The 25873-nt window shown below is 64.9% G+C and carries 19 protein-coding genes; 15 read left to right on the top strand and 4 right to left on the bottom strand.

Going from position 1 to position 25873, the window contains the following annotated elements:
• Positions 1 to 17: 17 nt before the first annotated feature.
• Entirely contained in the window at positions 18 to 2363 is a 2346-nt protein-coding gene (locus AC1MH0_RS06445; protein ID WP_480965200.1) for a GH92 family glycosyl hydrolase, read from the bottom strand.
• 361 nt (positions 2364 to 2724) lie between these two features.
• Here AC1MH0_RS06445 and AC1MH0_RS06440 point away from each other — a divergent pair, with 361 nt between their 5' ends.
• The 6 genes from AC1MH0_RS06440 to AC1MH0_RS06415 all read left to right on the top strand — a co-directional run bounded on the left by AC1MH0_RS06440 (position 2725) and on the right by AC1MH0_RS06415 (position 14751).
• On the top strand, positions 2725 to 3924 hold the full coding sequence (locus AC1MH0_RS06440) for an ROK family transcriptional regulator (RefSeq protein WP_480965199.1): 1200 nt from the start codon (positions 2725 to 2727) through the stop codon (positions 3922 to 3924).
• 366 nt (positions 3925 to 4290) lie between these two features.
• Positions 4291 to 7377: a TonB-dependent receptor gene (locus AC1MH0_RS06435; RefSeq protein ID WP_480965198.1), complete on the top strand. Its 3087-nt coding sequence runs from the start codon at positions 4291 to 4293 to the stop codon at positions 7375 to 7377.
• 83 nt (positions 7378 to 7460) lie between these two features.
• On the top strand, positions 7461 to 8555 hold the full coding sequence (locus AC1MH0_RS06430; RefSeq protein ID WP_480965197.1) for a glycoside hydrolase family 43 protein: 1095 nt from the start codon (positions 7461 to 7463) through the stop codon (positions 8553 to 8555).
• Between the two features lie 122 nt (positions 8556 to 8677).
• Positions 8678 to 10939 carry a GH92 family glycosyl hydrolase gene (locus tag AC1MH0_RS06425; RefSeq protein ID WP_480965688.1) on the top strand — a complete coding sequence of 754 codons (2262 nt, stop codon included), beginning with the start codon at positions 8678 to 8680 and terminating at the stop codon, positions 10937 to 10939.
• Positions 10940 to 10953: 14 nt separating this feature from the next.
• Entirely contained in the window at positions 10954 to 12405 is a 1452-nt protein-coding gene (locus AC1MH0_RS06420; protein WP_480965196.1) for a glycoside hydrolase family 125 protein, read from the top strand.
• A gap of 21 nt (positions 12406 to 12426) precedes the next feature.
• Positions 12427 to 14751, top strand: coding sequence for a GH92 family glycosyl hydrolase (locus tag AC1MH0_RS06415; RefSeq protein WP_480965195.1), 2325 nt, complete (start codon positions 12427 to 12429; stop codon positions 14749 to 14751).
• 24 nt (positions 14752 to 14775) lie between these two features.
• On the opposite strand, the gene AC1MH0_RS06410 is transcribed toward AC1MH0_RS06415, so the two are convergent.
• Positions 14776 to 16533 (bottom strand): aspartyl protease family protein, encoded by a 1758-nt coding sequence (locus tag AC1MH0_RS06410; RefSeq protein WP_480965194.1) that lies wholly within the window; start codon positions 16531 to 16533, stop codon positions 14776 to 14778.
• Between the two features lie 277 nt (positions 16534 to 16810).
• On the opposite strand from AC1MH0_RS06410, the gene AC1MH0_RS06405 reads away from it, so the two are divergent.
• The 7 genes from AC1MH0_RS06405 to AC1MH0_RS06375 all read left to right on the top strand — a co-directional run bounded on the left by AC1MH0_RS06405 (position 16811) and on the right by AC1MH0_RS06375 (position 21739).
• Complete coding sequence (locus AC1MH0_RS06405) at positions 16811 to 17677, top strand: cytochrome ubiquinol oxidase subunit II family protein (protein ID WP_480965193.1); 867 nt, start codon at positions 16811 to 16813, stop codon at positions 17675 to 17677.
• Positions 17674 to 19773, top strand: a complete 2100-nt coding sequence (locus tag AC1MH0_RS06400; protein WP_480965192.1) for a cbb3-type cytochrome c oxidase subunit I — start codon at positions 17674 to 17676, stop codon at positions 19771 to 19773. Before AC1MH0_RS06405 ends, AC1MH0_RS06400 begins: the two co-directional genes overlap by 4 nt.
• Positions 19770 to 20396, top strand: coding sequence for a cytochrome c oxidase subunit 3 (locus tag AC1MH0_RS06395; RefSeq protein ID WP_480965191.1), 627 nt, complete (start codon positions 19770 to 19772; stop codon positions 20394 to 20396). Before AC1MH0_RS06400 ends, AC1MH0_RS06395 begins: the two co-directional genes overlap by 4 nt.
• Positions 20393 to 20698 carry a cytochrome o ubiquinol oxidase subunit IV gene (locus AC1MH0_RS06390; protein WP_480965190.1) on the top strand — a complete coding sequence of 102 codons (306 nt, stop codon included), beginning with the start codon at positions 20393 to 20395 and terminating at the stop codon, positions 20696 to 20698. The genes AC1MH0_RS06395 and AC1MH0_RS06390 overlap by 4 nt, the downstream gene beginning before the upstream one ends.
• A gap of 100 nt (positions 20699 to 20798) precedes the next feature.
• Positions 20799 to 20987 carry a hypothetical protein gene (locus tag AC1MH0_RS06385; protein ID WP_480965189.1) on the top strand — a complete coding sequence of 63 codons (189 nt, stop codon included), beginning with the start codon at positions 20799 to 20801 and terminating at the stop codon, positions 20985 to 20987.
• 40 nt (positions 20988 to 21027) lie between these two features.
• Positions 21028 to 21387 (top strand): GIY-YIG nuclease family protein, encoded by a 360-nt coding sequence (locus tag AC1MH0_RS06380; RefSeq protein WP_480965188.1) that lies wholly within the window; start codon positions 21028 to 21030, stop codon positions 21385 to 21387.
• A gap of 148 nt (positions 21388 to 21535) precedes the next feature.
• On the top strand, positions 21536 to 21739 hold the full coding sequence (locus AC1MH0_RS06375) for a DUF5818 domain-containing protein (RefSeq protein ID WP_120301000.1): 204 nt from the start codon (positions 21536 to 21538) through the stop codon (positions 21737 to 21739).
• A 262-nt stretch (positions 21740 to 22001) separates the two neighbouring features.
• Here the strand turns inward: AC1MH0_RS06375 and rpsU are convergent, their stop codons facing one another.
• On the bottom strand, positions 22002 to 22202 hold the full coding sequence (gene rpsU, locus AC1MH0_RS06370) for a 30S ribosomal protein S21 (RefSeq protein ID WP_031393196.1): 201 nt from the start codon (positions 22200 to 22202) through the stop codon (positions 22002 to 22004).
• A 233-nt stretch (positions 22203 to 22435) separates the two neighbouring features.
• A complete protein-coding gene (katG, locus tag AC1MH0_RS06365; RefSeq protein ID WP_480965187.1) occupies positions 22436 to 24661 on the bottom strand; it encodes a catalase/peroxidase HPI in 2226 nt (741 codons plus the stop codon).
• Between the two features lie 222 nt (positions 24662 to 24883).
• Between katG and AC1MH0_RS06360 the strand changes: the two genes are divergently transcribed.
• Entirely contained in the window at positions 24884 to 25138 is a 255-nt protein-coding gene (locus AC1MH0_RS06360) for a hypothetical protein (RefSeq protein ID WP_480965186.1), read from the top strand.
• Between the two features lie 184 nt (positions 25139 to 25322).
• Entirely contained in the window at positions 25323 to 25817 is a 495-nt protein-coding gene (locus tag AC1MH0_RS06355) for a hypothetical protein (RefSeq protein WP_480965185.1), read from the top strand.
• The last annotated feature ends 56 nt before the right edge of the window (positions 25818 to 25873 follow it).

The following is a 25873-nucleotide window of genomic DNA, read 5'->3' as shown; positions in this document are numbered from 1 at the left end:
AATCGGTCTGACGGTCTTTAGTGGCGCGTTGGGATCGAAGCCGTGGTCGAGGACGAGAACGGCCGGGCCTTCGCGCCCTTGCCCCAGAGCTTGTTCGGTTTCGCGGCCATCACGAAGCGGAGTTCGCCGCCCTGGCGGATCTCGTCATCGCGCAGATAGCTGCGGGTGAGGGGTGTGCCGTTCAGCGTGACGGAGCGGATATAGGGGTTGGCGTCCGACAGATTATCCGTCCGGATCGCGAACTGCTTGCCGCGGGGCAGCGCGAGCGTCGCCTGCGACAGGAACGGGCGGCCGATGACATATTCGTTCGATCCGGGCGCGACCGGGTAGAAGCCGAGCGCGGTGAAGACGAGCCATGCGGACATCTGGCCGAGATCGTCGTTGCCGCTCAGCCCCTCGGGCTTGGCGCCGTATTGGCTCCGCACGATCTGACCCAGCCGCTCCTGCGTCCGCCACGGTGCGCCGGCGTAATTGTAGAGATAGGCGACGTGGTGGCTCGGTTCGTTGCCGTGGATATATTGGCCGATCAGCCCGGCGATATCCTCCGCGTGGCTGTAATCGACCTTCGAATTGTCGAAGTCGAACATCGCGTCGAGCTTCTTCACGGTTTTCGCATCGCCGCCGAGCAGCCGGAACAGCCCCGCCTGATCCTGCGGCACGAACCAGCTATATTGCCACGCATTGCCCTCTGTATAATCGGAGCCGTAATTGATCGCGGTCGGATCGAAGGGCGTGCGGAACGTTCCGTTCGCCAGCCTTGCGCGCAGCCAGCCGGACTTCGCGTCGAAGCTGTTGCGCCAGTTGCCCGCGCGCTTTTCGAACCGCTCGGCGATGGCGGTCTTGCCCATCCGCCGCGCCATCCGTGCGATCGTCCAGTCGTCATAGGCGTATTCGACGGTCTTTGATGCGGCCTCCGGCTCCTTGTCGATCGGGACGTAGCCGCGCTTCATATACTCGCCGAGCCCGCCATAGGAGGCGTGGTCGGCGCTCGCGACCATCGCCTGCAACGCGGCGTCCGCGTCGAAGCCGCCAATGCCCTTCATATACGCGTCGGCGATAACGGGGACCGCGTGATAACCAATCATCGTCCACGTCTCGCGCCCGGCGAATTGCCAGACCGGGAGGATGCCGTCGGGGCTGTGCTGCTGACTGGCGATCAGCGAGCGGACGATGTCGCTGTTGGTCTTCTCGGGCTGGATCAGCGTCAGCAACGGATGTTCGGCGCGGAACGTGTCCCAGAGCGAAAAGGTCGATCGGACGGTGAAGCCGGACGCCTGGTGCACCTGGTCGTCGGGGCCGCGGTAGCGCCCATCGCTGTCGCTCCAAACGCTGGGGGCGAGCAGGCTGTGGTAGAGCGCGGTCGCGAAGATGCGGCGCATTGGTGGGGCCGCCTCGAACTTGACGGCGCCGAGCGCGGTATCCCAGTCGCTTCCAGTCTTGGCTCGGACAGCGTCGAAGCCGCCGGGTTCGCTGTCGAGGTTGGCGAGCGCGCCGGCTTCGTCGACGCCGGAGATCCCGACCTTCACTTCTAGAGGAGCATCGAGCGGCCCGAAATCCAGCCGCGCTTCCAGCGCCTGGCCGAGCTTCTCCGCCAGCGCATCGCTACCGCGGCCTGGGCCCTGGAAGCCCTTGTACGGGATATCCTTCTCGCGGTTGACCAGCGCGTGGCCGACCAATGGAGCGGAGAACCGCATCGCGAAATAGAGTTTGCGGCCGGGCGCCCAGCCGCGCGTCTCGCGGAAGCCGGTGAGCACGCCATCGTCGCGCAGGTGCAGCCCCGACCAGAGGATCTTGCCGGGGTAATTATACAGTGACGACCGGAGATCGACGACGATGTGCGCGGCCTTGCCCTTGGGGAAGCTGTAGCGATGCACGCCGATCCGCGTGCCCGCCGTCATCTCCGCGCGTACGCCCGGACCGTCGAGCGTGACCGCGTAATAGCCCGGCTTGGCGACCTCGCTCGCGTGCGAAAAGCGCGAGCGGTAGCCGGGGGCCGCGGGCGTGCCGGGGTCCATCGGCACGGTCTCGCCCGATACCGGCATGACGAGGATGTCGCCGAGATCGGAATGCCCCGCGCCCGAGAAATGCGTGTGGCTGAACCCCTCGATCGTCGGATCGTCGTAGCGATAGCCGGCGGCGTGGCCGTAGCAGGTGCGGATCACGCACGAGGTATCGGTATCCGGCGACAACTGGACCATGCCGAACGGCGCGACCGCGCCGGGGAAGGTGTGGCCTTCGCCGCCGGTGCCGATGAACGGATCCACCGCATCGCTCGGTTTGGTGGCATCCTGTCCGAAGGCGGGGCCGGCGAGGATCGTGGTGAACAGCGCACTCACGAAGCACGATCGCGTGAAGATGGACATCGAGGTCACCCGTTCGGAGGGGAATAAGCGGGGAAGCTTGCCGGGTGCCAAGTGAACCATGTCGCGCACATCCCCTCTATTCGTTCGGTCGCCAGACTGGCTTCATCGCCAGCTCTTGCGCAACCGCAGAAGTGGATTGGAACATCAAATTGGATAATTCAAACGAACAGTTTGAAAGCGGGGGGATGCAGAAGATGGTCTTTAGACCGGGCCGATATGCCGCGCGTTCACTGAACGCCAATAGTGTGCGCTTGCCAAGCCTCCGCAATCGCGGGATCACTTCGTCGCCAACGCTGAAGTCGCTATGTTGCAGCGCAGTGCGGCTTCGCCTTCTGTTCTCGAACCTGGATTATTGGTCCGCATGACTCTTCAAACGCCGCCGCGTCTGTCGGGGACCAACCTCGAGCGCGCCGCCGACCACAACCAGCGCGTGACGTTGCATGCCATCCGCCTCGGCGGATCGCTGACGCGGATCGACCTTGCACGGATCACCGGGCTGACCGGGCCGGCGATCGCCAACATCACGCGGCGGCTGTTGCAGGAGGGGGTGATCGAGGAGGCGGGGCAGCGCCGCGGCGGGCGCGGCCAGCCGCCGACCAAGCTCGTCGTCCGCGCCGATGCGTGTTACTCGATCGGCGTCAATATCGACCGCGACCATATCACGATCGTGCTGGTCGATTTCCTGGCACAGACCCTTGCGCGCAAGTCGATCGAGATCGGCTTCGCGCTGCCCGACGACGTCCGCGATCTCTTTCGGCGTTCGGTGCGCGCAATGCTGAAAAGCGCGAAGGTCGATCCTGCCAAGCTGGTCGGCATCGGTGTCGCGCGGCCCGATGACCTCGCGCTGGTGGCGATGCCGGGCCGTCCGGCGGCCTATGCGGCGTGGGACGGGATCGACATGGCGACGCTGTTCGAAAAGCCGCTGTCGCTGCCCGTGTTCGTCGAGAACGATGCCGCCGCCGCGGCGATGGGCGAAATGCAGCTCGGCTTCGGACAGAATTACAGCAGCTTTTTCTACATCCTCGTCTCGTCGGGGCTGGGCGGCGGCTTCGTTGCGGATGGCGCGTATGTTCGCGGCACGCACGGGCGCAGCGGCGAGCTTGGTTTCATGGCGGCTGGCGGCGGCAAGCGGGGGCGCGAGACCGTCCAGAAACTGGTCTCGCTGTCGGGGCTTGCCGAGCATCTGGCGAGTGCGGGGTTCGAGATCGGGCAGGTGCTGCACCAGGCCGAGTGGGCACCGGATGTCGAACGCTGCCTGGAGGAATGGGTGGAGCGGGCGGCTCACACGCTGTGCACACCACTCGACGCGATCAACTGCCTGATCGATCCGGCGGTGATCCTGATCGGCGGGCGCCTGCCGAGCCGGTTGGTGGAACGGGTGGCGGAGCGCGTCAACGCCTTGATCCGGGACGCGACCGATGCTCCCGCGATCGCGCCGGTCCGCCGTGCCGCGTTGTCGGAGGATGCGCCAGCGGTCGGTGCGGCGATCCTGCCGTTCAGCCACTTCCTGCTGCCCAAGGCCGGGGCGCTCTGGAAAGATTCGGGCGCGCCCGCGGACTGACGCCGGCCGCCAATTCAGCACTTTGATATCCGAGTGAGTTGCCCGGAACGCATGGCGTTGCGGAGGCGGACGGCTGTCTTCGCGGCGTGCGACTATTTGAGAACAAGCGAAAATCATGGTGATGTCTTCATCCAGACTATCGACACGCCAACGGGTATTCGTCAAGTTATGTCCGCAACGGGCCAAAACTAGATCAACAATCTATTTGACAATTTGCTTTTGTAATTGGCAGATAGACGCGTCGAGACTGTGCACCGACAGAATCCGATTCAACCGGACAGCCCAACCGAAAACGGTGGGCAGGCGCGCTATTCGCAGGGGTAAGTGAGGGGGCGCAGGCATCCTCACGAGGAAGAGGAAAGTCTGATGACCGCAAGCATAGAATCGTGCTCGATCGTGGCGCGTCGCCATCGTCCGTTGTCGTTCCTGTTGGCCACGGTCAGTCTTACTGCTGCGTTGGCCGGTGCCGCGCAGGCTCAACAGGCCGCGCCCTCCGCTATGCCTCCCCAGAGCGCGACGCCGTCCGACCAGGCGGAGCCCGCCTCGACTGCTACGGCGGAGTCCGGGCAAGCCGCCGGCACGACACAGCCGGATGGGTCGGCGCAGGACACCGCCCCTGATCCAGCACAGGACATCGTCGTTACCGGGTATCGGCGCTCGATCGAGAAGAGCCTCACCCAGAAGCGCGAGGCGAACGCGTTCGTCGACGTGATCACCGCCGAGGACGTCGGCAAGTTCCCCGACAAGAACGTCGCCGATGCGTTGCAGCGCGTGCCGGGCGTGGTCATCACCCGCGACGGCGGCGAGGGCAGCCGGGTCAGTATCCGCGGCCTTCAGTCGGGCCTGACGCTCACCTTGCTCAACGGCAATTTCCTCGCCGGCGCCGACAGCGGTGAGCCGCAGCGGTCGTTCAACTACGTGCTGTTGCCGTCCACGTTCATCGCCAGCACCGAGGTCTACAAATCGCCCGAAGCGCGGCTTGAGGAAGGCGGCGTCGGCGGCACGATCATCCTCAACACGCGGCGGCCGTTCGACGTGCCGGCGTGGTCGGGTTTCGTCTCCGCCGAGGGGACGTATTCGGACACGACCGAGAAGTACGAACCGCAGCTTGGCGGGCAGGTGTCGTGGAAGAACAAGGAGGAGACGTTCGGCCTGCTGGTCGGCGGCGTCTGGCAAAAGCGCACCAACCGCGAGCTGCGCAGCTCGTCCGAGAGCTGGCTATGGTGGAGCGATCGCGACGCGCAGGGCAACGTCCTCAAGCCCGCGACCGACGTCGACGGCAAGACCTTCGCGAACAACGACGCAATCTCCTACTGGCCGGGCCAGGGCACGACTGCGCGCGATGGCACGCATTATTCGGGCTATTGGGCGCCGCAGTCGGTCAACGCCGAAGTCTTCGACCAGGAGCGCGAGCGGTACGGGATCCAGGCGACCGCACAGTTCAAGCCGTTCGAGTCGGTCACGGTCACCGCGAACTATTTCCGGTTCGGCTATAGCAGCAACTTTACCTCGAACGTGCTGAAGATCCCGGAATGGGGCTACGACAATTTCTTCACCGGTGCGACGTTCGACAAGAGCGGGACGATCTTCCAGTCGGCGAACTTCGCGGTGCCGGCGGCGGGGACGGGCTGCCTCGCGCGCCCGACCCCGTGCACGATGGAGACGCCGCAGATCGCCGGCACGTACAGCCGCGAGAAGCAGGTTTCGAACACATTCGAGACCGAGGTCAAATATAGCCAGGATCGCTTCGACGCCGTCCTGAAACTGGGCAAGACCAAGTCGAGCGGTGGCCCGTCGGTGCGCTTCAGCGTCGCCGCCAAGCCTCGCCTGACGACGCCGGGCCGGGAGCAGAACGGCAATCTGGTCAGCAACTGGGACATCTCGGACGGCATCGCCAATTTCGAGTTCTCGCCCGAGCTGCAGAACAACATCCGCAACGGGATCGCGCAGATCGACGTGGGCTCGACCGGATCGAGCTTCGTCAACAGCGATCTCGGCCAGCGTTATGCACAGCTCGACCTGACAAGGCGGTTCGACGGGTTCCTGAAATCGGTGCAGATCGGCGGCAAGTGGCGCGACCTGAAGATCGGCCGCGAGACCGGTCGCAACGACTGGTATGCCGATCCGGCGACGCTGCTCCGCTATCAGGATACCGCAGCTGGCGCCGTCGCGCGGCCCGAATTCTTCTACGCGAACCAGATCGGCAACATTAACGGCGGCTTCAACGCGAACGTCGTGCCGGGCATCAATTTCGACGAATATCTCAAGTATCTGAATTCGACCTACGGCCAGGCGGTGCGGGTCTACGAGCCCGACTTCGTCTACGCGCTGGGGGAGCGGGTCTTCGCCGGTTACGCGCAGGTGAACTTCGGGACCGGTGGACTTCGCGGTAACGTCGGCCTCCGCATGGCCAATACGAAACAGTCGGGCAACACGTCCGATCGCCTGCAATATCTCAACGACTATTGCGTCAACGGGCCCGGTGGGGCGGCCGATCCCAACCGTCCGCTCGGCCCCGATGGCAACTGCCAGGTGCTGCCGCTCAGCGTGCGCGAGACGATCGTCAACACGCGTGCCGACCAGTCGAAGACGTACACGGACTGGCTGCCGAGCTTCAACGTGTCGTACGAGGTCACGCCTGATCTCCTCGTTCGCGGCGCAGTCGCGAAGGTGATCGCGCGGCCGTCATTCGAGAATCTGGGGTCGCAGCGGTCGCTCACCTTCCGCTCGGATGCGTATGCGTTCGATCGTGGCCAGTTCGGTGAGTTCGCCGGCTGGTCGGGCAGCGGCGGCAATTCGGACCTGAACCCGTTCTCGGCGTGGCAATACGACCTTGGCATCGAATGGTATTTCCACCGCGGTTCGGTGCTCGGCGCGACCTTCTTCCGCAAGGATGTGTCGGACTTCGTGGTGCCGTTGGTGCTCAACGTCACCCGCGACGTCAACGGAACGCAGCAGTTGATCCAGCCTTACTCGACCGTCGCGAACGGATCGAATGCGCGGTCGCAAGGTGTCGAACTGTACGCGCAGCACACGCTGTCGTTCGGTCTCGGCGCGCAGGTCAACTTCACCTATAACGACACGTCGGTGGCGGACGTGACGCTCGACGGGCAGAAAGTCGGTTCGTCCGCGCTCGTCGGCAGCGCCAAGACGCAGGTCAACGCCTCGGTCTTCTACGAACACGGCAAGGTGCTGATGCGTGCCTCGTACAACCGGCGGGGCGAAGTCGTCGGCGGGTTGCAGTCGGGCCTGAACGAATACACCGATCCGTATGCACAGGTCGATCTCAACGCCGCATACGCGCTGACCGACCGGCTGAACCTCACCGCCTCGGTGATCAACCTCACCAAGGCCGAGGAAAGCCGCCATCTCGGCAATGATACGAAGGACCGCTTCACCTACCGGAATTACTTTGGGCGGCGGGCCTATGTGGGCGTGTCGTTCAACTTCTGATGACCTGGTTTGATCGGCTTGTCTCTCGGGTGGCGCCTTCGCGGCGCTACCCTCCCTTTTCTCGCAGCGTCGCGTCACCGCATGTGGGCGAAACGCGCGGACGGCGCGGGGTTCGGATCGCGCTGACCGCGTCCGCGCTGATGATGTGCGGGCTGGCGAGTGCGTCGAACCCGATCGTTCCCGGCTGGTATGCTGACCCCGAGATCCGGGTATTCGCCGTGCGCTACTGGATATATCCGACCTATTCGGATCATTACGGCAAGCCCGACGTCACCAGCCGTTTCTCGGCCGCGCAGAAATTAGCGCGGCAACGCAAGACGGTCCGTCCGTCCTACGGCATGCAGACCTTCTTCAACGCGTTCTCGTCACCCGATCTGGTGCACTGGACCAAGCACGACCATGTGTTCGACGTGCGGAACGCCGCCTGGGCGGCCTATGCGATCTGGGCGCCATCGGTGATTCAGGCGAACGGGCGCTACTACATGTTCTTCAGCGCGAACGACATCCAGAGCGATGCGGAGGTTGGCGGGATCGGCCTCGCGGTCAGCGAGCGGCCCGGTGGTCCGTTCAAGGACGCGATCGGCAAGCCACTGGTCGGCGCGTTCCACAACGGCGCGCAACCGATCGACCCGTTCGCGTTTCGCGATCACGATGGCCAGGTCTATCTGTTCTACGGCGGCTGGAAGCATTGCAACGTCGTCCGCCTCAGCCCCGACCTCAAGCGCATTCTGCCGTTCGCCGATGGCTCGACCTACAAGGAAGTGACGCCGCCCGGCTATGTCGAGGGCTCGTTCATGATCGAGCGCAAGGGCGTCTATTACCTGATGTGGTCGGAGGGCGGCTGGACCGGCCCGGACTATAGCGTCGCCTATGCGACCGGGCCGGGGCCGACCGGGCCGTTCACGCCGCGCGGCAAGATCCTGTCGCAGGACCTGCGCATCGCGCGCGGGGCGGGGCATCACTCGGTCGTCAACGTCCCCGGCACCGACGACTGGTACATCGCGTATCACCGCCGTCCGCTCGACACCGATCGCGGCGAACACCGGCAGATCGCGATCGACAGGATGGTCTTTGCCGCCGATGGTCGGATCGAGCAGGTGGTGATGACCGATGCGGGCGTGAAGCCGCGATCGATCGGCGTGCAGAAGCCGACACGAAATACAGGGAGAGCGATGTGATAAACAGGGCGATCGCCAATTTGCGCGGCACGGTAGCGGCGGTTGCGTCGCTCGCTCTCGTCGCGCCCGCGCCGATTCTGGCCCAGACCAAGGCGACGGCCGCCGCGTCGGCCAACGGCGCGATGCAGCCGCAGGACCAGCCTTCGGTCGATCTGGTCAACCCGCTGATGGGGACCGATTCCGACTACACCTTGTCCTACGGCAATACCTATCCCGCGGTGGCGGTGCCGTGGGGGATGAACTTCTGGACGCCGGTTACAGGCAAGACGAACAGCGGCTGGGGCTACACCTACGACGCGAACAAGATCAACGGCATCAAGCAGACGCACCAGCCCAGTCCCTGGATGAACGACTACGCCGCGTTCTCGCTGATGGCGACGACCGGTGCGTTGAAGGTGAAGGAGGACGAACGCGCGTCCTGGTACAGCCACAAGGCGGAGGATAGCCGGCCGTACAGCTACAAGGTCTACCTCGCCGATTACGACGTATCCGCGGAAGTGGCGCCGACCAACCGCGCCGCACAGTTCCGCTTCACCTTCCCGCAGAGCAACGACGCGCACATCATCCTCGACGGCTATGCCGGCGGCTCGATGGTCTCGATCGACAAGGCCAAGCGCCGCATCTCCGGCTATGTCCGCAACAACCACGGCGGCGTGCCGGACAATTTCCACAATTACTTCGTCGCCGAATTCGACCACGACTTCACCGTCAGCCAGACCTGGGACGGCAAGGGCCAGGTCAGCGCGACGTCGACGCGCGAGGGTGACCATGTCGGCGCGGTCGTCAGCTTCAAGACGCGTAAGGGCGAGCAGGTCGGCGTCAAGGTCGCCTCGTCGTTCATCAGCCTCGAACAGGCCGAGCGAAACCTGCGCGGCGAGATCGGCGGCGACGGGTTCGAGCAGACCAAGACGAAGGCGAAGGCGATCTGGCAGCGCGAGTTCGACCGCGTCCAGGTCACCGATCCCAACCTCGACAACCGCCGGATCTTCTACTCGGCGCTGTACCGCATGCTGCAGTTCCCGCGGATGTTCCACGAGGTCGATGCCAGGGGCCAGACCGTCCACTACAGCCCGTATGACGGCAAGGTGCACCCGGGATTCCTCTACACCGACAACGGTTTCTGGGACACGTGGCGCGCGGTCTTCCCGTTCTTCGCACTGATGTATCCCGAGCGCGACAGCGAGATCATGCAGGGGCTGGTCAACACCTACAAGGAGTCCGGCTGGCTGCCCGAATGGGCGAGTCCCGGCCACCGCGACGTGATGATCGGATCGAACTCGGCGAACTTGATCGCCGACGCGTATCTGAACGGCGTGCGCGGGTTCGACGTCGAGACGCTGTACCAGGCGATGGTCAAGAACGCGACGACCTCGCAAGGGAGGCCGGTCGACAAGAAGGGCAAGGTCGTCGGCGCGGTCGGGCGCGAGGGCGTCGAATACTACAACCGGCTCGGCTATGTGCCGTATGACGTCGGCATCAACGAGAATGCCGCGCGCACGCTCGAATACGCCACCGCGGACTTCTCGATCTCACGGCTCGCGGCGGCACTCGGCAAGACCGAGGATGCGAAGCTCTACGCCACGCGCGCGCAGAATTACCGCAAGCTCTACGACACGCAGAGCGGCTGGATGCGGGGCCGCAAAAAGGACGGCAGCTGGTCGACGCCGTTCAGCCCGTACAAATGGGGCGACGCGTTCACCGAGGGGAATGCGCTGCATTACAGCTGGTCGGTGATGCAGGACGTGCAGGGGCTGGCCGACCTGATGGGTGGGCGCGAGGCGTTCGTGAAGCGGCTCGATTCGATCTTCACCACGCCGCCGATCTTCGACGACAGCTATTACGGGCAGACCATCCACGAGATCCGCGAGATGCAGATCGTCGACATGGGCCAATATGCGCACGGCAACCAGCCGATCCAGCACATGACCTATCTCTACGACTGGGCCGGGGCACCGTGGAAGACGCAATATCACGTCCGCGACGTGATGAAGAAGCTCTACTCGCCCGCGCCGGACGGCTATCCGGGCGACGAGGACAACGGCCAGACCTCGGCGTGGTACGTGTTCTCCTCGCTCGGCTTCTACCCGGTCACGCCTGCGGTCGGGCAATATGCGATCGGCAGCCCGCTGTTCCAGACCGTGAAGCTGACCATGCCGGGCGGCAAGACGCTGACGATCGAGGCGGCGAACAATGGCCCTGGCAACGTCTATATCCAGTCGGCGAGCTTCAACGGCACCCCGCACGACAAGCCCTGGCTGACGCGCGCGGCGTTGCAGCAGGGGGGCACGCTGCGGTTCGTGATGGGGCCGACGCCGAACACCGCCTGGGGTGCGGCAAAGGCCGATGCGCCGTTCTCGATGAGCGCACCGGTGGCGGGACGTTGACCGTGGAGACCGGAATGCGCCTTCGTCGACGCGACGTGATGACGGGCGCCGCCGCGCTGGCCGTCACCGCCAGCCTCCCGCGCGCTGCGTTCGCCGCTGCCGCCGCGCCACTCGTGAGCAAGCGACCGCCGCGCGGCCAGCGCCGCTTCGTCAGCCCCGCGGTCGAGGCCGAGATCGCGCGCGTGAAGTCGAAGATCGCCGACCCCGAACTCGCCTGGCTGTTCGAGAATTGCTATCCCAACACGCTCGACACCACGGTCAAGATCGGCACGGTCGATGGCAAACCCGGGGGCAAGCCCGACGCGTTCGTCATCACCGGCGATATCGAGGCGCTGTGGCTGCGCGACAGTTCGGCGCAGATGCAGACCTATGTGCACCTCGCGCCGAAGGATGCCGGCCTGCGCCGCGTGTTCACCGGGCTGATCGCGCGGCAGGCGCGCTGCATCCTGATCGACCCTTACGCGAACGCGTTCATGGAGGATCCGACCGCCAGGTCGAACCTCGGCGCGCGGACCGACCAGACCGACATGAAACCGGGCGTCGCCGAGCGGAAGTGGGAGATCGACTCGCTCTGTTATCCGATGCGGCTCGCGCACGGCTATTGGACCGCGACGCGCGACAAGACGCCGTTCGACGATCTGTGGGCAAAGGCGATGCGCCGTGCGGTCGCGACTTTCCGCGAACAGCAGCGCAAGGACGGCAAGGGCCCGTATCATTTCCAGCGCCTGAACGTCTCGCCGACCGAGACGCTGATGTTCGAGGGCTACGGCGCCCCGACGCGGAAGGTCGGCCTGATCCATTCAATGTTCCGCCCGTCGGATGACGCGTGCCTCTATCCGTTCCTGATCCCGTCGAACCTGTTCGCGGTGTCGGCGCTGCGCATGCTTGCGACGGTCCAGCGCGAAGCGCGCGGCGATATGGCGGGCGCGACTGACAGCGAAGCGCTTGCGAGCGAGGTCGAGGCGGCACTCCGCGCGCATGGCCGGATGCCGGACGGGCAGGGCGGCGAGGTCTGGGCGTATGAGGTCGATGGCTTCGGCAACGCGATCTTCATGGACGACGCCAACGTGCCGAGCTTGTCGGGCCTGACGCTGCTCGGCGCGGCGGATCGGAGCGACCCGCTGTTCCGCCGCACCGCCGCGCTCGCGTGGAGCGATCGCAACCCGTATTTCTTCACCGGCACCGCCGCGCGCGGGATCGGCGGCCCGCATATCGGGCTCGACATGATCTGGCCGATGTCGATCATCACGCATGCGATGAACAGCGACGACGACGCCGTGATCCGCCAGTGTCTTGCGTGGCTCAAGACGACGCATGGCGGCACCGGGTTCATGCACGAATCCTTCGATAAGGACGATCCGGCCAAGTTCACGCGCAGCTGGTTCGCCTGGGCCAATGGATTGTTCGGCGAGCTGATCCTCGACCTCGAGCGCCGCAAGCCTGCCTTGCTGGCCGCGCATTACTGATATGGAATACGGGAGACTTACATGACCACCGCCAACCGCCGCCAAGTGCTCGCCGGCACCGGGCTTGCGGGCCTCGCCGCCGCGTTGCCCGTCACCAACGCGGCGGCCGCGCAGGCGCCGGTCGCGGGCAAGCCCGATTTGTTCGTCGGCACCGGCGGCCACGGTCATACCTATCCCGGCCCATCGCTGCCGTTCGGGATGGTGCAGCTCGGCCCCGATACCGACAACAGCCGCTGGGATGCGTGCTCGGGCTATCACCAGGACGATGGCTCGATCATGGGCTTCAGTCACACGCATCTGTCGGGCACCGGGATCGGCGACATGCTCGACGTGCTGGTCGTGCCTACGCGCGGACCATTGCAGCTGAAACCCGGCGCGCTGGGAAAACCCGAAGAGGGGTATCGCCAGCGTTTCACCGACGAACTCGCCGAGCCCGGCTATTACCGCGTGAAGCTCGAATCGGGCGTGCTCGCCGAACTCACCGCGACCGCGCGGACCGGCCACCACCGCTACACCTTCCCGCAAGGGCCGGGGCACATACTGGTCGACTTCGCGCACATGATCCTCGACGTCTGGGACAAGGGTACGTTGATCGACGAGGCCTCGCTGGCGATCTCCCCCGTCGGGATGCTGACGGGCAGCCGCCGCGTCCATCGCTGGGCAAAGGGCCGACGCATCCATTTCGCGATGCAGCTGTCGCGCAAGCCCGACCGCGTCCAGTTCTTCGGTGACGACGACGCGGCTGCACCCGCGGGCGCGAAGGGCGTTACCGGCAACCGCCTGAAGGTCGCGTTGTTCTTCGACCAGGCGGGCGGCGCGCCGATCCTTATCAAGACCGGCATCTCCGCGGTCGACGTCGCCGGTGCAAAGGCGGCGCTCGACGGCGAGGCGGCAGGGTGGCAGTTCGACGCGGTGCGGCGCTCGGCGGCGCGCACGTGGCAGGCCGAACTCGACCGCGTCCGCGTCGATGGCGGCACGCCCGAACAGCGCACGATCATGGCAAGCGCGCTGTATCACGCGTTCCTGTCGCCGACGCTCTTTACCGACCGCGACGGCCGCTATGTCGGGCTCGACCGCAAGGTGCACCAGACGACCGCCGCCGAACCCGCGTTCAGCACCTATTCGATGTGGGACACTTACCGCGCGCTGCATCCGCTGCTAACCCTCGTCCAGCCCGACAAGGCGGCGCAGTTCACGCGCGATCTCGTCCGCCAGACGGTGCAGAGCCCGACCGGATCGCCGGTCTGGCCGCTGCAGGGCGTCGAGACCGCGTGCATGATCGGCTGGCATTCGGTGTCGGTGCTCGCCGAAGCCTGCGCCAAGGGGATCAAGGCGGATTACGCCGCGGCGTGGCCGCAGATCCGCAGCCGCGCGTTCGATCGCAATTTCCCCGACATCGACAGCACGCTCGGCCGCGGCTTCTATTACGACCTTGGTTTCGTGCCCGCGGACAAGACGTGGGAGTCGGTCAGCCGCACGCAGGAATACGCCTATGACGACTGGGCGATGGCGGTGCTCGCCGACGCGGCAGGCGCCAAGGCCGACGCCGCAGCGCTCCGCACGCGCAGCCTCAACTACCGCAACGTCATCGATCCCAAGATCGGTTTCGCCCGGCCGCGCTTCGCCGATGGCAGCTGGTGGGCCGATTACGATCCGATCCAGCTCGGTCATAACCCCGACAAACAGCGCGACTATACCGAGGCGAACGGATGGCAGGCGACGTTCCTCAACCAGCACGACGTCTACGGCCTGATTGCGCTGTTCGGTGGCGATGCGGGGTTCGTGACAAAGCTCGACGCGCTGTTTACCGCGCCGTCGACGCTCCCCAAGAATGCGCCGCCCGATATCACCGGGCTGGTCGGCCAGTACGCGCACGGCAACGAGCCGGACCAGCACGCCGCCTATCTCTACGCCTATGCGGGCGCGCCGTGGAAGACGCAGGCGATGGTCCGTCGCCTGCTGACCGAGATGTACAAGGCCGAGCCCGACGGCGTCATCGGCAACGACGATTGCGGCCAGATGAGCGCGTGGTTCATCCTGTCGGCACTTGGCTTCTATCCGGTCGATCCGGTCAGCGGCGTCTATGTCTTCGGTTCGCCGCTGTTCGACGCGGCGCAGGTCGATCTCGGCCAGGGACGCACGTTGCGCGTCGTTGCGAAAGGCAACGCGCCGGCCAGCCCCTATGTCCAGTCGGTCCGTTGGAACGGCAAGCCCTGGACACGGAACTGGATCGCACACGCCGACATCGCGCAGGGTGGCGAACTCGAATTCACGATGGGACCGAAGCCGTCGTCGTTCGGCACCGCCAAGGCAGACCGCCCGCCGTCTTTCGGATCCCGGCCGTGATAAGGGTGCTTCGCCTGCGTTCGGTCAGCCGTCGAGCCCGTACCGCGCCGCGCGTTTGGCGACGTTCGGGTTGATCGCTAGCGCGGCCTTGCGGTCCGCGTCCGCCGCTTCGGTCTTGCCCGCGCGTCGTTCGGCGATCGCGCGGGTGTAGAGCGACCAGGCGTTGCGGGGGTTGGCTTTGACCGCGGCGTCATAGTCGACGAGCGCAGCGTCGAGCTTGCCGAGACGCAGGTTCACCAGCGCGCGGCTGTCCAGATAGGCGGCATAGCCGGGGCGGAGCTTCACGGCGGTGTTGCAATCGGACATCGCACGATCGAGCTCGCGGTTCAGCAGCGCGCGCGCCCAGCATCGGCCGTTAAACGCGGTGGAGCGGGCGGCGTCCTCGGGATGCATCTTCAGCCAAGCATCGTAATTGACGATCGCGAGCTTGGGCTGGTCGAGATTTTCGTACAAGCCGGCAAGCTGGAGCCGGCGATCCGATCCGGCAGGCAGCGCGCGATCGGCGACCTTGGCATCTTCGCCCGCGCCATCCGGATCGCGGCTCATCAAGCGGAGGCGTGCGCGCAGCAGGCGGACGTCGGTGTTGTCGGGCATGAGCGTCACGGCCTTGTCGAGATCGGCCGCGGCAAGCAGGAGCTGGCCGTGCGCGAGCCGGGCTTGTGCGCGCTGATACACGTAGCGTCCTTCGGTCGGCGCCATCGCCACCGCCTTGTCGAGATCGGCGAGACCCTCCTCGATCCGGCGCTTCGACAGGAACACCGCGGCGCGTCGGCTGAACCCCTCGGCATCGGTCGGTACGGCGGCGGTGTCGGTCAGGTCGAGCTTCTCGCCCGCGGTGGTACGCGCGCCGCTTGGCGTCAGCCCGAAGACCGGACCGCCTTCATAGGTCATGTAGAGCAGGTGGTTCGCGTTCGACACGAAGATGCGGTGCGTCAGGAAGAAATCGAACCCGATCAGCATGTCGCCGTCGATCCGGATGTCGGCGATCTGGAATTTCGGATGCGGCACGATCTCGCCGCCGAGGTCGATCGTGTCGAACGGAGCGCGCCAAGTCGCGAGCTGCTTCGAGCCGATGCCCGAGTTCAAGCCGACCGCGGTCACGCCGGGACTGGTCGGGGTGATGCCTGCGCGCTTGGCCGCGGCGAGCGTCATGACGGTGGTCTGCGCGCCCGAATCGAACACCGCGCGCATCTTGACCCCGTTGACCAGGACGGTGCCGATCGTGTGCGGCTTCCACGGTCCGGTGCCGCCGCGTTCGAGCGGGATCGTCGAAAACGGTTTCCCCGCGGCCCAATAAGCGAGCCCGACATTGCCACAGCCATCGACCCGGATCAGCCGCACCGCGCTGTGCGGCAAATCGTATTCGACATCGGCGAGACCGAGGATGTTCTGGCCGAGCAGACCGGCCGTCCCCGTGTCGCTGCCGCCGACGATGAAGCTCACACGCGGGATGGGCAGGCCGGCGAGTGAGAAATCCTTTGCGCTGGCGACCGCTGCAGACGTGTCGCCGTTGACCCCGCGCAGCCGGAACCAGGGGGGAGCCGGTTCGCTCGACAGCCCGAACTCCGCAGCCGACGCGCGCGACACCGTGCTGTAGAACGCGCCGCTGTCGACGATGAACCGCGTGTCGTGCGTGCCGAACTTCGCATCGACCATCGCGCGGCGACCGGTGAGGGTCACGGGCAGTTCGGCGATCTTGCTGACCTTGCACGCGGCCACCGCCGGGCCAGCCGCCGTCAGGCTCAACAGTGCGATCACACTCAACCGAACCCGTCCGCGCATGCCCGTCTCCAAATCCCGACTCTCGATCCCAGGCGGAAGACTATCGGAGCGACTGCTGCGGGCAAGTGACGACGGCGTCACGCGGAGCATTTGGATGATCGAGCGAAAACCGGATTTGGGCATGAAGTTTTTGTTAAGGAGCAGCCGGACCGACAGTCGCGCGTTGCGGCGATGGGAACCTTGGAGCATCACGCCACAAGACGGCTTCTTCATGCTGCCGGCGCGAAACCGTTCCTGCGCGCGGGCGGTGCGACAAGGGGGCCAGGTGTTCGTTCGAATGAAGTGTAGTCTATCGCGGTTGGCGCTGCTCTCGATCCTGATGGGTCTAGGGGGCTGCACAGCGTTGTCGCATGGGTTCTTCAACCCGCAGGGGCCGGTGGCGGGGCACGAGCGCGACCTTTTCGTCACCGTGTCGATCGTGTTGCTGTTCGTCGCGGGACCGGTGCTGCTGCTGACGCCGCTGTTCGCGTGGCATTACCGGCTGTCCAACCGGAGCGATGCGTACCGGCCGAAGTGGAATTTCTCCTGGTGGGTGGAAGGGCTGATCTGGATCCCGCCTGCCGGGATCGTCATCGGGCTTGCGGTACTGTTGTGGCACTGGACGCAGATCGACGATCCGTATCGGCGGTTGCCGGGCGCGGCGCCGGTCGAGGTGCAGGCGATCGCGCTCGATTGGAAATGGGTGTTCGTCTATCCCGACCTCGGCGTCGCGTCGGTCGATCGGCTGACCATTCCCGCCGGGCGCCCGGTGCATATCAAGCTGACCAGCGGCACGGTGATGCAGTCGATGCTGATCCCGCAGCTCGCCGGGCAGATCTATGCGATGGGCGGGATGACGACCGAGCTGAACATCCAGGCGCACCGGCCGGGGCGGTTCCGCGGCGAGAACACGCAGTATAACGGCGTCGGCTTCCAGCAGCAGAAGTTCGACGTCGTTGCGGTGTCTCCGGCGGACTATGATCGTTGGGCTGCGACTGCAGGAAGCAGCAAGCGCACGCTCGATGCGCAGACGTGGCGGCGGCTGTCTGCGCGGTCGATCATCATGCACCCCGTGGACTTCGCGCACGTCACGCCCAACCTGTTCGAGCACGTCGTCGCCGCAACGGGTGGCATGACACACTCCCTTCCGAAGGCCGTTCGATGACCGTTTCCGTTCCCCTCTGGCCAGCGGTGCTCGGCCGGTTCGGCTGGCAGGACTTGCCGTTCGTGCGCGCATGGGAGAACCCGACGATCAGCGAGATCATCGGCGCGTTCGCGGGCGCGCTGGTGGTGGTCGGTGCGGTCGTCGTCGCCGCGCTGCTGACGCGCTATGGCAGGTGGCGGTATCTGTGGACCGAGTGGCTCACCAGCCTCGATCACAAGAAGATCGGCATCATGTATATCGTCGTCGCGTTCGTGATGCTGTCGCGGGCGCTGGTCGAGGCGGTGCTGATGCGGATGCAGCAGGCGGTCGCGATCGAGAACCCCGGCTTCCTGTCGCCCGATCATTTCGGACAGCTGTTCTCGACGCATGGCTCGATCATGATCTTCTTCATGGCGATGCCGTTCCTGACGGGGATGATCAACTATGTCCTGCCGCTCCAGATCGGCGCGCGCGACATGGCGTTTCCCTGGGCCAATTCGATCGCGCTGTGGCTGACGATCGGTGCCGCGGGGCTGATGATGGCGAGCCTCGTCGTCGGCGAATTCTCGACCGGCGGATGGAGCGGCTACCCGCCCTATACGGAGCGCGCGTTCAGTCCCGGCGTCGGTGTCGACTACTGGATCTGGGCGGTGACATTGGGGTCGATCGGCTCGACGATGGCGGGCATCAACATCGCCTGCACCGTCTACAAGCTGCGCGCGCCGGGGATGCGGTTCATGCGGATGCAGATGTTTGCGTGGACCAGCCTGTGCACGTCGATCCTGATGATCTTCGCGATGCCGCCGCTGACCGTCGCCACGCTGCTGCTCGCGCTCGACCGTTATCTGGGGTTCCATTTCTTCACCAACGACCTTGGTGGCAACATGATGAACTACGCCAACATGTTCTGGCTGTTCGGTCATCCCGAGGTCTACATCCTGATCCTGCCCGCGTTCGGCGTGTATTCGGAGGTCGTGTCGACCTTCTCGACCAAGGATCTGTACGGCTACACCTCGCTGGTGATCGCGACGATGGCGATCGCGGTGCTGAGCTTCACCGTGTGGGTCCATCATTTCTTCACGATGGGGCAGTCGGCCAACGTCAACGCGGCGTTCGGGATCGCGACGATGACGATCGGCGTGCCGACGGGGGTCAAGATCTACGACTGGATCTGGACGATGTTTCGCGGCGAGGTGCGCTTCACCGTGCCGATGTTGTACGCGCTCGCGTTCATGATGACGTTCGTGCTGGGCGGGTTCACCGGCATCATCCTGGCGATGCCGCCGCTCGATTACCTCGTCCACAACACGCTGTTCCTGGTCGCGCATTTCCACAACATGCTGATCCCGGGGCTGCTGTACGGGATGCTGGCGGGCTATCATTACTGGTTCCCCAAGGCGTTCGGTTTCCGCCTCGACGAGCGTTGGGGTCGGATCGCGTTTACCTGCTGGGTAGTCGGGTTCTACCTCGCCTTCTTCCCGCTGTACGTGCTCGGCGCGAGCGGGATGGCGCGGCGGACGCAGGCGATCTTCGAACCGTCGTTCCGGCCCTGGCTGTACGTCGCCGGCGTCGGTGCGTTCGTCCTGCTGGCGGCGCTGACGTCGCTCGGCATCCAGCTGTGGGTAAGCATCCGCGACCGTGCCAAGACGCAGGTCGAAGCCGGCGACCCGTGGGATGGCCGCGGGCTCGAATGGTCGGTCAGCGCACCGCCGCCCGAATACAACTTTGCGGTCCTGCCGCTGATCGACGGGCGCAACCCGTTCTACGATCACAAGCATGACGAGGGCCAGCCGGATCCTTACGCCTCGCCGCCGTCGTACGAGGACATCGTCGTGCCGCGCGGCAGTGCGACCAGCGTCGTGATCGGGCTCACCGCCGCAGTCGCCGCGTTCGGCCTGATCTGGGAGATCTGGGGGCTAACCATCGTCGCACTCCAGGTGATAGTCGCGGCGGTCGTGCTGCGCAGCTTCGGTCGCGACCAGCATCGCACGATCCCGGCTGCGGAAGTCGCGCGCGAGCATGAGGCTTGGCTTGCCCGCGTCCGGGCGACGCCCGCGATTCCGCGGCAACTGGAGACCGCCGCGGTCAATCGCGGCCTTGCGGAGATCGTCGCGTGAGCGAACCCGAACTGGCGCATGCCGGCCTCAACCTCGGCGACACCGGCGCGCTGACGCAGGACCAGGCGGAGAACGCGATCTTCGGCTTCTGGATTTTCCTGATGAGCGACGCGGTGATCTTCGCGCTGCTGTTCGCGACCTACGGCACGATGATCGCCAGCACCGTCGGTGGTCCGACGCCTGCCTCCGAGTTCAAGCTGCTGCCTGCGTTCGTCGAGACGCTGTTGTTGCTGACGAGCAGCGCGACGTTCGGCCGCGCGACGATCGCCATGAAGTACGACGAACCCCGCCGCGTGCTGTTCGGCTGGCTCAGCGCGACGCTGGGCCTAGGCCTCGTCTTCCTCGCGCTCGAGGCGAACGACTTCGCGACGATGTTCGCGCATGGCGCCTATCCGATGCGCAGCGGCTTCCTGTCGTCGTTCTTCGCGCTGGTCGGGCTGCACGGACTCCACGTCGCGGTCGCGTGCTTCTGGCTGGTCGTGATGGTCGCCCAGGTCTGCGCCTATGGCCTCGATGCCTGCGTCAGGATCAACCTGTTGCGGCTGGGGCTGTTCTGGCACCTGCTCGACATCGTCTGGATCGCGATCTTCTCGGTCGTCTACCTGCAAGGGAACATCGGATGAGCGACCGGACCCGCGAACTCAGAACCTATGCGGTCGGCTACGGATTGTCGCTCGTGCTGACGGTGGCGGCCTTCGCGATGGTCCGCTGGCCGTCGTTCGGTGCGCGCGCGATCTTCGGCAGCGTGCTGGTGCTGGGCCTCGTCCAGATGGCGGTGCAGTTCCGCTGTTTCCTCCACATCAGCCTCAAGCGGTCATCGCGCCACGACCTGCAACTGATCCTCTTCTCCGCGCTCATCATCGCGCTGATGGTGTCGGGAACGCTGGTGATCCTGTTCAACCTGCGCGGGCGGATGATGGGGTGAGGGCGGGCGACTGCGTAGCGGGGTGAACCGAACGAGGGCTCGCAGCGTTTGAACGGCAGCCGACACGCGCGACGTGCGCGGCGCAGTAGGAGAGTAGAGCGTGGCGCAATCACCGTTCCTGAACGATCCGCGGGAACAACTGGCCAGGCACATCGCTGCGGCGGTCGCCTCGCCGATCACCGAGGTCCGCGCCATGCACATCAGGGCGGCGGAGCATCTCTCCGAACTGGCGAAGGAGAACCGCCTGCCGGCGCGCTCGGGCAAGACCAAGACGGCGAAAGACGTCTAGAGGTTTCGGACCGTATCGACCCGTCGGCGAATCGACGACGATGACATCGATCGGCTGGATGCCGGCGGCTCGGCGAGCCTGTCAGAACTTTCGCGCCGCGACCGCCGGTTCGCGCAACGCGAGACACTCCGTCTATATCGTGCTGCTGCATGACTCGCGGTTCCCGGAGCGCTGGGGACTGTATGTCGGGCAGACGTCGCGCGATCCGGACTGGCGGTTTGATCAGCACAAGCTGGGGTACAAGGCGAGCGGTGCGGTCAGGAGGTTCGGGGTGCATCTGCTGCCCCAACTCTTCGAACATCTGAACCCTATGCAGCAATGGGAGTCGCTCGACCTCGAAGCCGCGCTCGCCGATGCGTTTCGGGAGGCGGGCGTTCCTTGGGTCGAGGGCGGCCATTAGCGCGCGACCGGCATCGGTGCGGAGAGTATCGTTCGATGCAGTGATCGACCTGGTCGTTGGGCCAGAGAAATAATATGCGGCGTAACTGCATGGAAACGCCTCGCTTCTTGGGATACGCGCGATCTCGATCAACGGGGATGGCACGCGCATGACGACAATCGGGACAGTAATCGACGAGACCGGGATGCTGCTTCGCGATGGCGGTGCATTCTATCTGCGTCGGGACATCGGCGGTCGCTACCAGCTCGAGCTTCACCGCGTACCGGTCGATCTGGTCGAGAAACGGGTGCGCGTGCGCGGTACGCTCGTCGGCGCCGACCTGGTCAACGCGGACGGTGTCGCCCCGGAATAGACGTATTAAGCTATGGATGGCGGCGTGAGGCCTAGGGCGGAGCCGGTACGGGCTCAACTGCCAAAGACGTCAGACAGCCATGACCGTCGGCAGCGATGATGCTGCTGTGAACTCACGGTTACGTCGGCAGGATGACGGGATCGAGTGGATACGCGATGTCGCGAATCAATCGGCCAGTGCCGCAGGCGCCATTCCGGAACGGCGCATGATGTCGGACCGGGCTTGCACGACCATTATCGTGCAGGACCCGGTCCGGGAACGATCAGTTATCGCGCTCGGCGCGCTTGCGATCCGCCTTGCGTGCACGGCTGACAGCGGCAGCATGCTCGCGGGCACGCTTTTCCGATGGCTTCTCGTAATGACGACGAAGCTTCATCTCGCGGTACACGCCTTCGCGCTGCAGCTTCTTCTTCAAGGCGCGGAGGGCCTGGTCGACGTTATTGTCGCGAACGATTATTTGCATGCTATCTAGGGCTCTCGGCTATCGTGACGGTCTTTCGAATCAACGCCCGCTTTATGAGCGACGCGACCGGAAGCCAAGTCCCGAATGGCTTTGACGACCGCTAGGCCGTCGTTGAACGGATTTTTAGCCTGTTTGGCTCGATCGTCAGACCTTGAAACGGGCCGGTGACGGCAAAGCCGTGGTGTGCCGGAACCTGTCCAGATCACCACGGCTTGTCTTCATGTCACGTAAGCTCAGGTCGCCTGGTTGGACGACACAGGCTTGGCCGAGATGTCGAAACGATCGGCGTTCATGACCTTGACCCAAGCACGAACGAAGTCGCGAACGAACTTCTGCTCGTGACCGCTCTCGGCATAGACCTCAGCCGTCGCCCGCAGCTGCGAGTTCGAGCCGAAGACCAGGTCGGTACGAGTCGCCTGCCACTTCTTCTCGCGACCACCACGATCGTAGCCGATGAACTTCTCGTCACTCGACGTGTCGACCAGATCCCAGAACGTATCGTTGTCGAGCAGGTTGACGAAGAAGTCGTTCGTCAGCTGACCCGGACGCGTGGTGAGTACGCCCTCGGGCGCATCGCCGAAGTTCGCACCGAGCACGCGCAGGCCACCGACCAGCACGGTCATCTCCGGCGCGGACAGGCCGAGCAGCGAAGCCTTGTCGAGCAACAGCTCCTCGGTCTTCACCGGGTGACGCGTCTTCAGGTAGTTGCGGAAGCCATCAGCCTGCGGCTCCATCCACACGAAACTCTCGACATCGGTCCACTCCTGCGTCGCATCGCCGCGTCCACCAAGGAACGGCACCGACACGTCGTGACCGGCATCGCGTGCCGCCTTCTCGACCGCTGCCGAACCTGCCAGCACGATCGCATCGGCCAGCGACATGTCGCCGCGCAGCTCGTTGAGCTTGGCCAGGACCTTGCTCAGCTGCTCGGGCTCGTTGACCGGCCAGTCCTTCTGCGGGGCGAGCGCGATGCGCGCACCGTTCGCACCACCGCGGTGGTCCGACCGGCGATAGCTCGATGCCGACGCCCAGGCGGTCTTGACCAGCTCGCCGATCGTCAGCCCGCTCGACAGCACGGCGTCCTTGAACGCAGCGGCGTCGGCGTCCGACGGCGCGGTGCCCTCGGGAACCGGATCCTGCCAGATCAGCGTCTCTTCCGGAACCTCAGGCCCGAGGTAACGAACGCGCGGACCCATGTCGCGGTGCGTCAGCTTGAACCAGGCGCGTGCGAACGCGTCGTCGAGTGCCGACTGATCGTCACGGAAGCGCAGCGCGATCTCGCGGAACTCGGGGTCCATCTTCAGCGCCATGTCGGCGGTGGTCATCATCGTCGGCACGCGCTTGTTCGGATCGCGCGCGTCGGGTGCCATGTCCTCAGGGGCCGGGTTGACCGGCTGCCACTGCTTCGCGCCGGCCGGGCTCTCGGTCAGCTCATAGTCGTACTTGAACAGAAGGCGCAGGTAATCGCCGGTCCACTTGGTCGGGTTGTTCGACCATGCGCCCTCGATGCCCGAGGTCGTGATGTGGCCCTGGCCAATCTCTTCGCTGTCGGTCAGCCAGCCGAGACCCTGCATGTGCACGGATTCAGACGACGGAGCCTTGAAATGCGGCGCGGGCTTGGCGCCGTGCGACTTGCCGAACGCGTGACCGCCGGCGGTCAGCGCAACGGTTTCCTCGGAGTTCATCGCCATCCGCAGGAACGTCGCCTTCATGTCGCGTGCCGACAGGAGCGGGTTCGGATCACCGCCCGGACCTTCCGGATTGACGTAGATGAGACCCATCTGGATCGCAGCCAGCGGGCCTTCGAGCTCGGGCATGTCCTCGCTGATGCGCGTCTGCGCGCCCTCGTTGACCCACAGCTCTTCGGCGCCCCAGAACGTGTCGCCCTCGGAAGCGAAGACGTCCTTGCGGCCGCCGGCGAAACCGAAGATCGGCCCGCCCATGCTCTCGATCGCAACGTTGCCGGCGAGGATGAACAGATCCGCCCAGCTGATGTTCTTGCCGTACTTCTGCTTCAGCGGCCATAACAGGCGACGCGCCTTGTCGAGGTTGCCGTTGTCCGGCCACGAGTTCAGCGGCTCAAAACGCTGCTGGCCCGACGACGACCCGCCGCGACCATCGGTCACGCGGTAGGTGCCGGCGGCGTGCCACGCCATGCGGATCATGAACGGGCCGTAGTGACCGTAATCGGCAGGCCACCAGGACTTGCTGTCGGTCATCAATGCGGTCAGGTCAGCCTTGAGCGCGGCGTAGTCGAGCTGCTGGAACGACTCGGCATAGTCGAATTCTTCGCCCATCGGATCGGGCGAAACGCCGTGCTGATGCAGCATGTCGATCGGCAGCGCGTCGGGCCACCAATCCTTGTTCGTGCGACCGAGCAGCGAGCGGGCCTTGACCTCACCGCCACCCTTGCCGCCCATTGGGCAGCCGCTGTCCTGGGGCTGTTCGTAATCGGCCATCTTGGCGTCCTCTTTCAATGGGTATTACAAGCTTGCAGTTACGATGCAGGATTTCACCGATATTTGTCCAATCGATTATTCGGTGCAGATCGATCATGCTACTCGATCACCATCACGGGCGTGTAAGCTACCTATCTTTGCCGTCCTGCGCACCGAGATCAAGGCTGCGGGGGAAAGTGTCTATTCGGCGACCAGGGCGGGCATCCAGGCTTTTGCGGGACGGTGCGCAAGGTGGTCGCCGACAAGGATATCAAGGTCAGCATCATCCAGCCGGGCTCGGTCGATACGCCGATGCAGGAATGCAGCGTGGCGCAGAAAGCGCAGGCAATCGCGGATCACAGGATGCTTCATGGCGGTGAGGTGGCGGGGACGATCCTGTTCGTCCTGACCCGGTCGGCTAACGCGGACATCGTGAACTTGCGGATCGAGCCACGTATTCCGAAGACGAGCTTATGTTGGGTGCAAGCGGCCCGTTAGTGTACCGCTATGCAGCAATTAATCTGAATTAGCATGCAGGCTAGACAGGCAAGTCTTGTCGTTTAGTTGGCATCAATGTCTTTATAGACGCAGATTAATACACCATCGGTGAACATTTTCACGAAGTGGCACGTTATCGATCCGATCGCTGTAGTAGCTCGTAATTCACGCCTGGAGGTGCTTCGTGGCATTGGATCGTTTCATAGAGTCCGTGACAGCTGGACTACAGTCTTTCGTCGCGACAGGGGCCAGGGATATCGAGTCCGGCCGTGCGGATGTGCTGCAAGATCTTCATTTGACCGAGCAGGCGTGGGCAACCGACGGCGTGCGGAGTGGAAACTGGTTCGTGCGCGACGGCGATCACGTCGCGTTCACGCCGACGACCCGCAACGGTGCGCCGCTCACCATTGGCGGCCAGACGACGAATTTCATCCCTGCCGACCGCTTCGCGGATTATCTGGTGAACGTAAGGGACGGCATCGAGCGCGGGGACTTCGACAACGAAATTTCCAGCGCGTTGCACGGATCGTCGGGCGTCGGCGGCGTCGCGCACGTGGCGGTCCCGCCACCACGCGAGGGCGCGCCGGATCAGGTCAGGCAAGCGCAGCAGAACGACGCGCTGGCTCACGTTGGTCGCAACCCGGACGGATCGCCGGCTGCGATCGGCCCTCGTTCATAGCGGCGTTCATGGCGAGGCTTCCGCCCGCACGAATGGCTTCGACACTCATTTCCTTA

The sequence above is a fragment of the Sphingomonas sp. AP28 genome (genome assembly GCF_056680455.1).
Note: the sequence above shows the minus strand (reverse complement) of the source record. Positions and strands in the feature narration are given on the sequence as shown.

What these genes read in the sequence shown, in the direction of transcription:
- AC1MH0_RS06425 (WP_480965688.1), top strand. Translation starts at nt 8,678, where the DNA reads ATGCAGCCGCAGGACCAGCCTTCGGTCGATCTGGTCAACCCGCTGATG.
- AC1MH0_RS06380 (WP_480965188.1), top strand. Translation starts at nt 21,028, where the DNA reads ATGACATCGATCGGCTGGATGCCGGCGGCTCGGCGAGCCTGTCAGAAC.
- AC1MH0_RS06375 (WP_120301000.1), top strand. Translation starts at nt 21,536, where the DNA reads ATGACGACAATCGGGACAGTAATCGACGAGACCGGGATGCTGCTTCGC.
- rpsU (WP_031393196.1), bottom strand. Translation starts at nt 22,202, where the DNA reads ATGCAAATAATCGTTCGCGACAATAACGTCGACCAGGCCCTCCGCGCC.
- AC1MH0_RS06390 (WP_480965190.1), top strand. Translation starts at nt 20,393, where the DNA reads ATGAGCGACCGGACCCGCGAACTCAGAACCTATGCGGTCGGCTACGGA.
- AC1MH0_RS06445 (WP_480965200.1), bottom strand. Translation starts at nt 2,363, where the DNA reads ATGTCCATCTTCACGCGATCGTGCTTCGTGAGTGCGCTGTTCACCACG.
- AC1MH0_RS06400 (WP_480965192.1), top strand. Translation starts at nt 17,674, where the DNA reads ATGACCGTTTCCGTTCCCCTCTGGCCAGCGGTGCTCGGCCGGTTCGGC.
- AC1MH0_RS06420 (WP_480965196.1), top strand. Translation starts at nt 10,954, where the DNA reads ATGCGCCTTCGTCGACGCGACGTGATGACGGGCGCCGCCGCGCTGGCC.
- AC1MH0_RS06405 (WP_480965193.1), top strand. Translation starts at nt 16,811, where the DNA reads ATGAAGTGTAGTCTATCGCGGTTGGCGCTGCTCTCGATCCTGATGGGT.
- katG (WP_480965187.1), bottom strand. Translation starts at nt 24,661, where the DNA reads ATGGCCGATTACGAACAGCCCCAGGACAGCGGCTGCCCAATGGGCGGC.
- AC1MH0_RS06440 (WP_480965199.1), top strand. Translation starts at nt 2,725, where the DNA reads ATGACTCTTCAAACGCCGCCGCGTCTGTCGGGGACCAACCTCGAGCGC.
- AC1MH0_RS06410 (WP_480965194.1), bottom strand. Translation starts at nt 16,533, where the DNA reads ATGCGCGGACGGGTTCGGTTGAGTGTGATCGCACTGTTGAGCCTGACG.
- AC1MH0_RS06415 (WP_480965195.1), top strand. Translation starts at nt 12,427, where the DNA reads ATGACCACCGCCAACCGCCGCCAAGTGCTCGCCGGCACCGGGCTTGCG.
- AC1MH0_RS06435 (WP_480965198.1), top strand. Translation starts at nt 4,291, where the DNA reads ATGACCGCAAGCATAGAATCGTGCTCGATCGTGGCGCGTCGCCATCGT.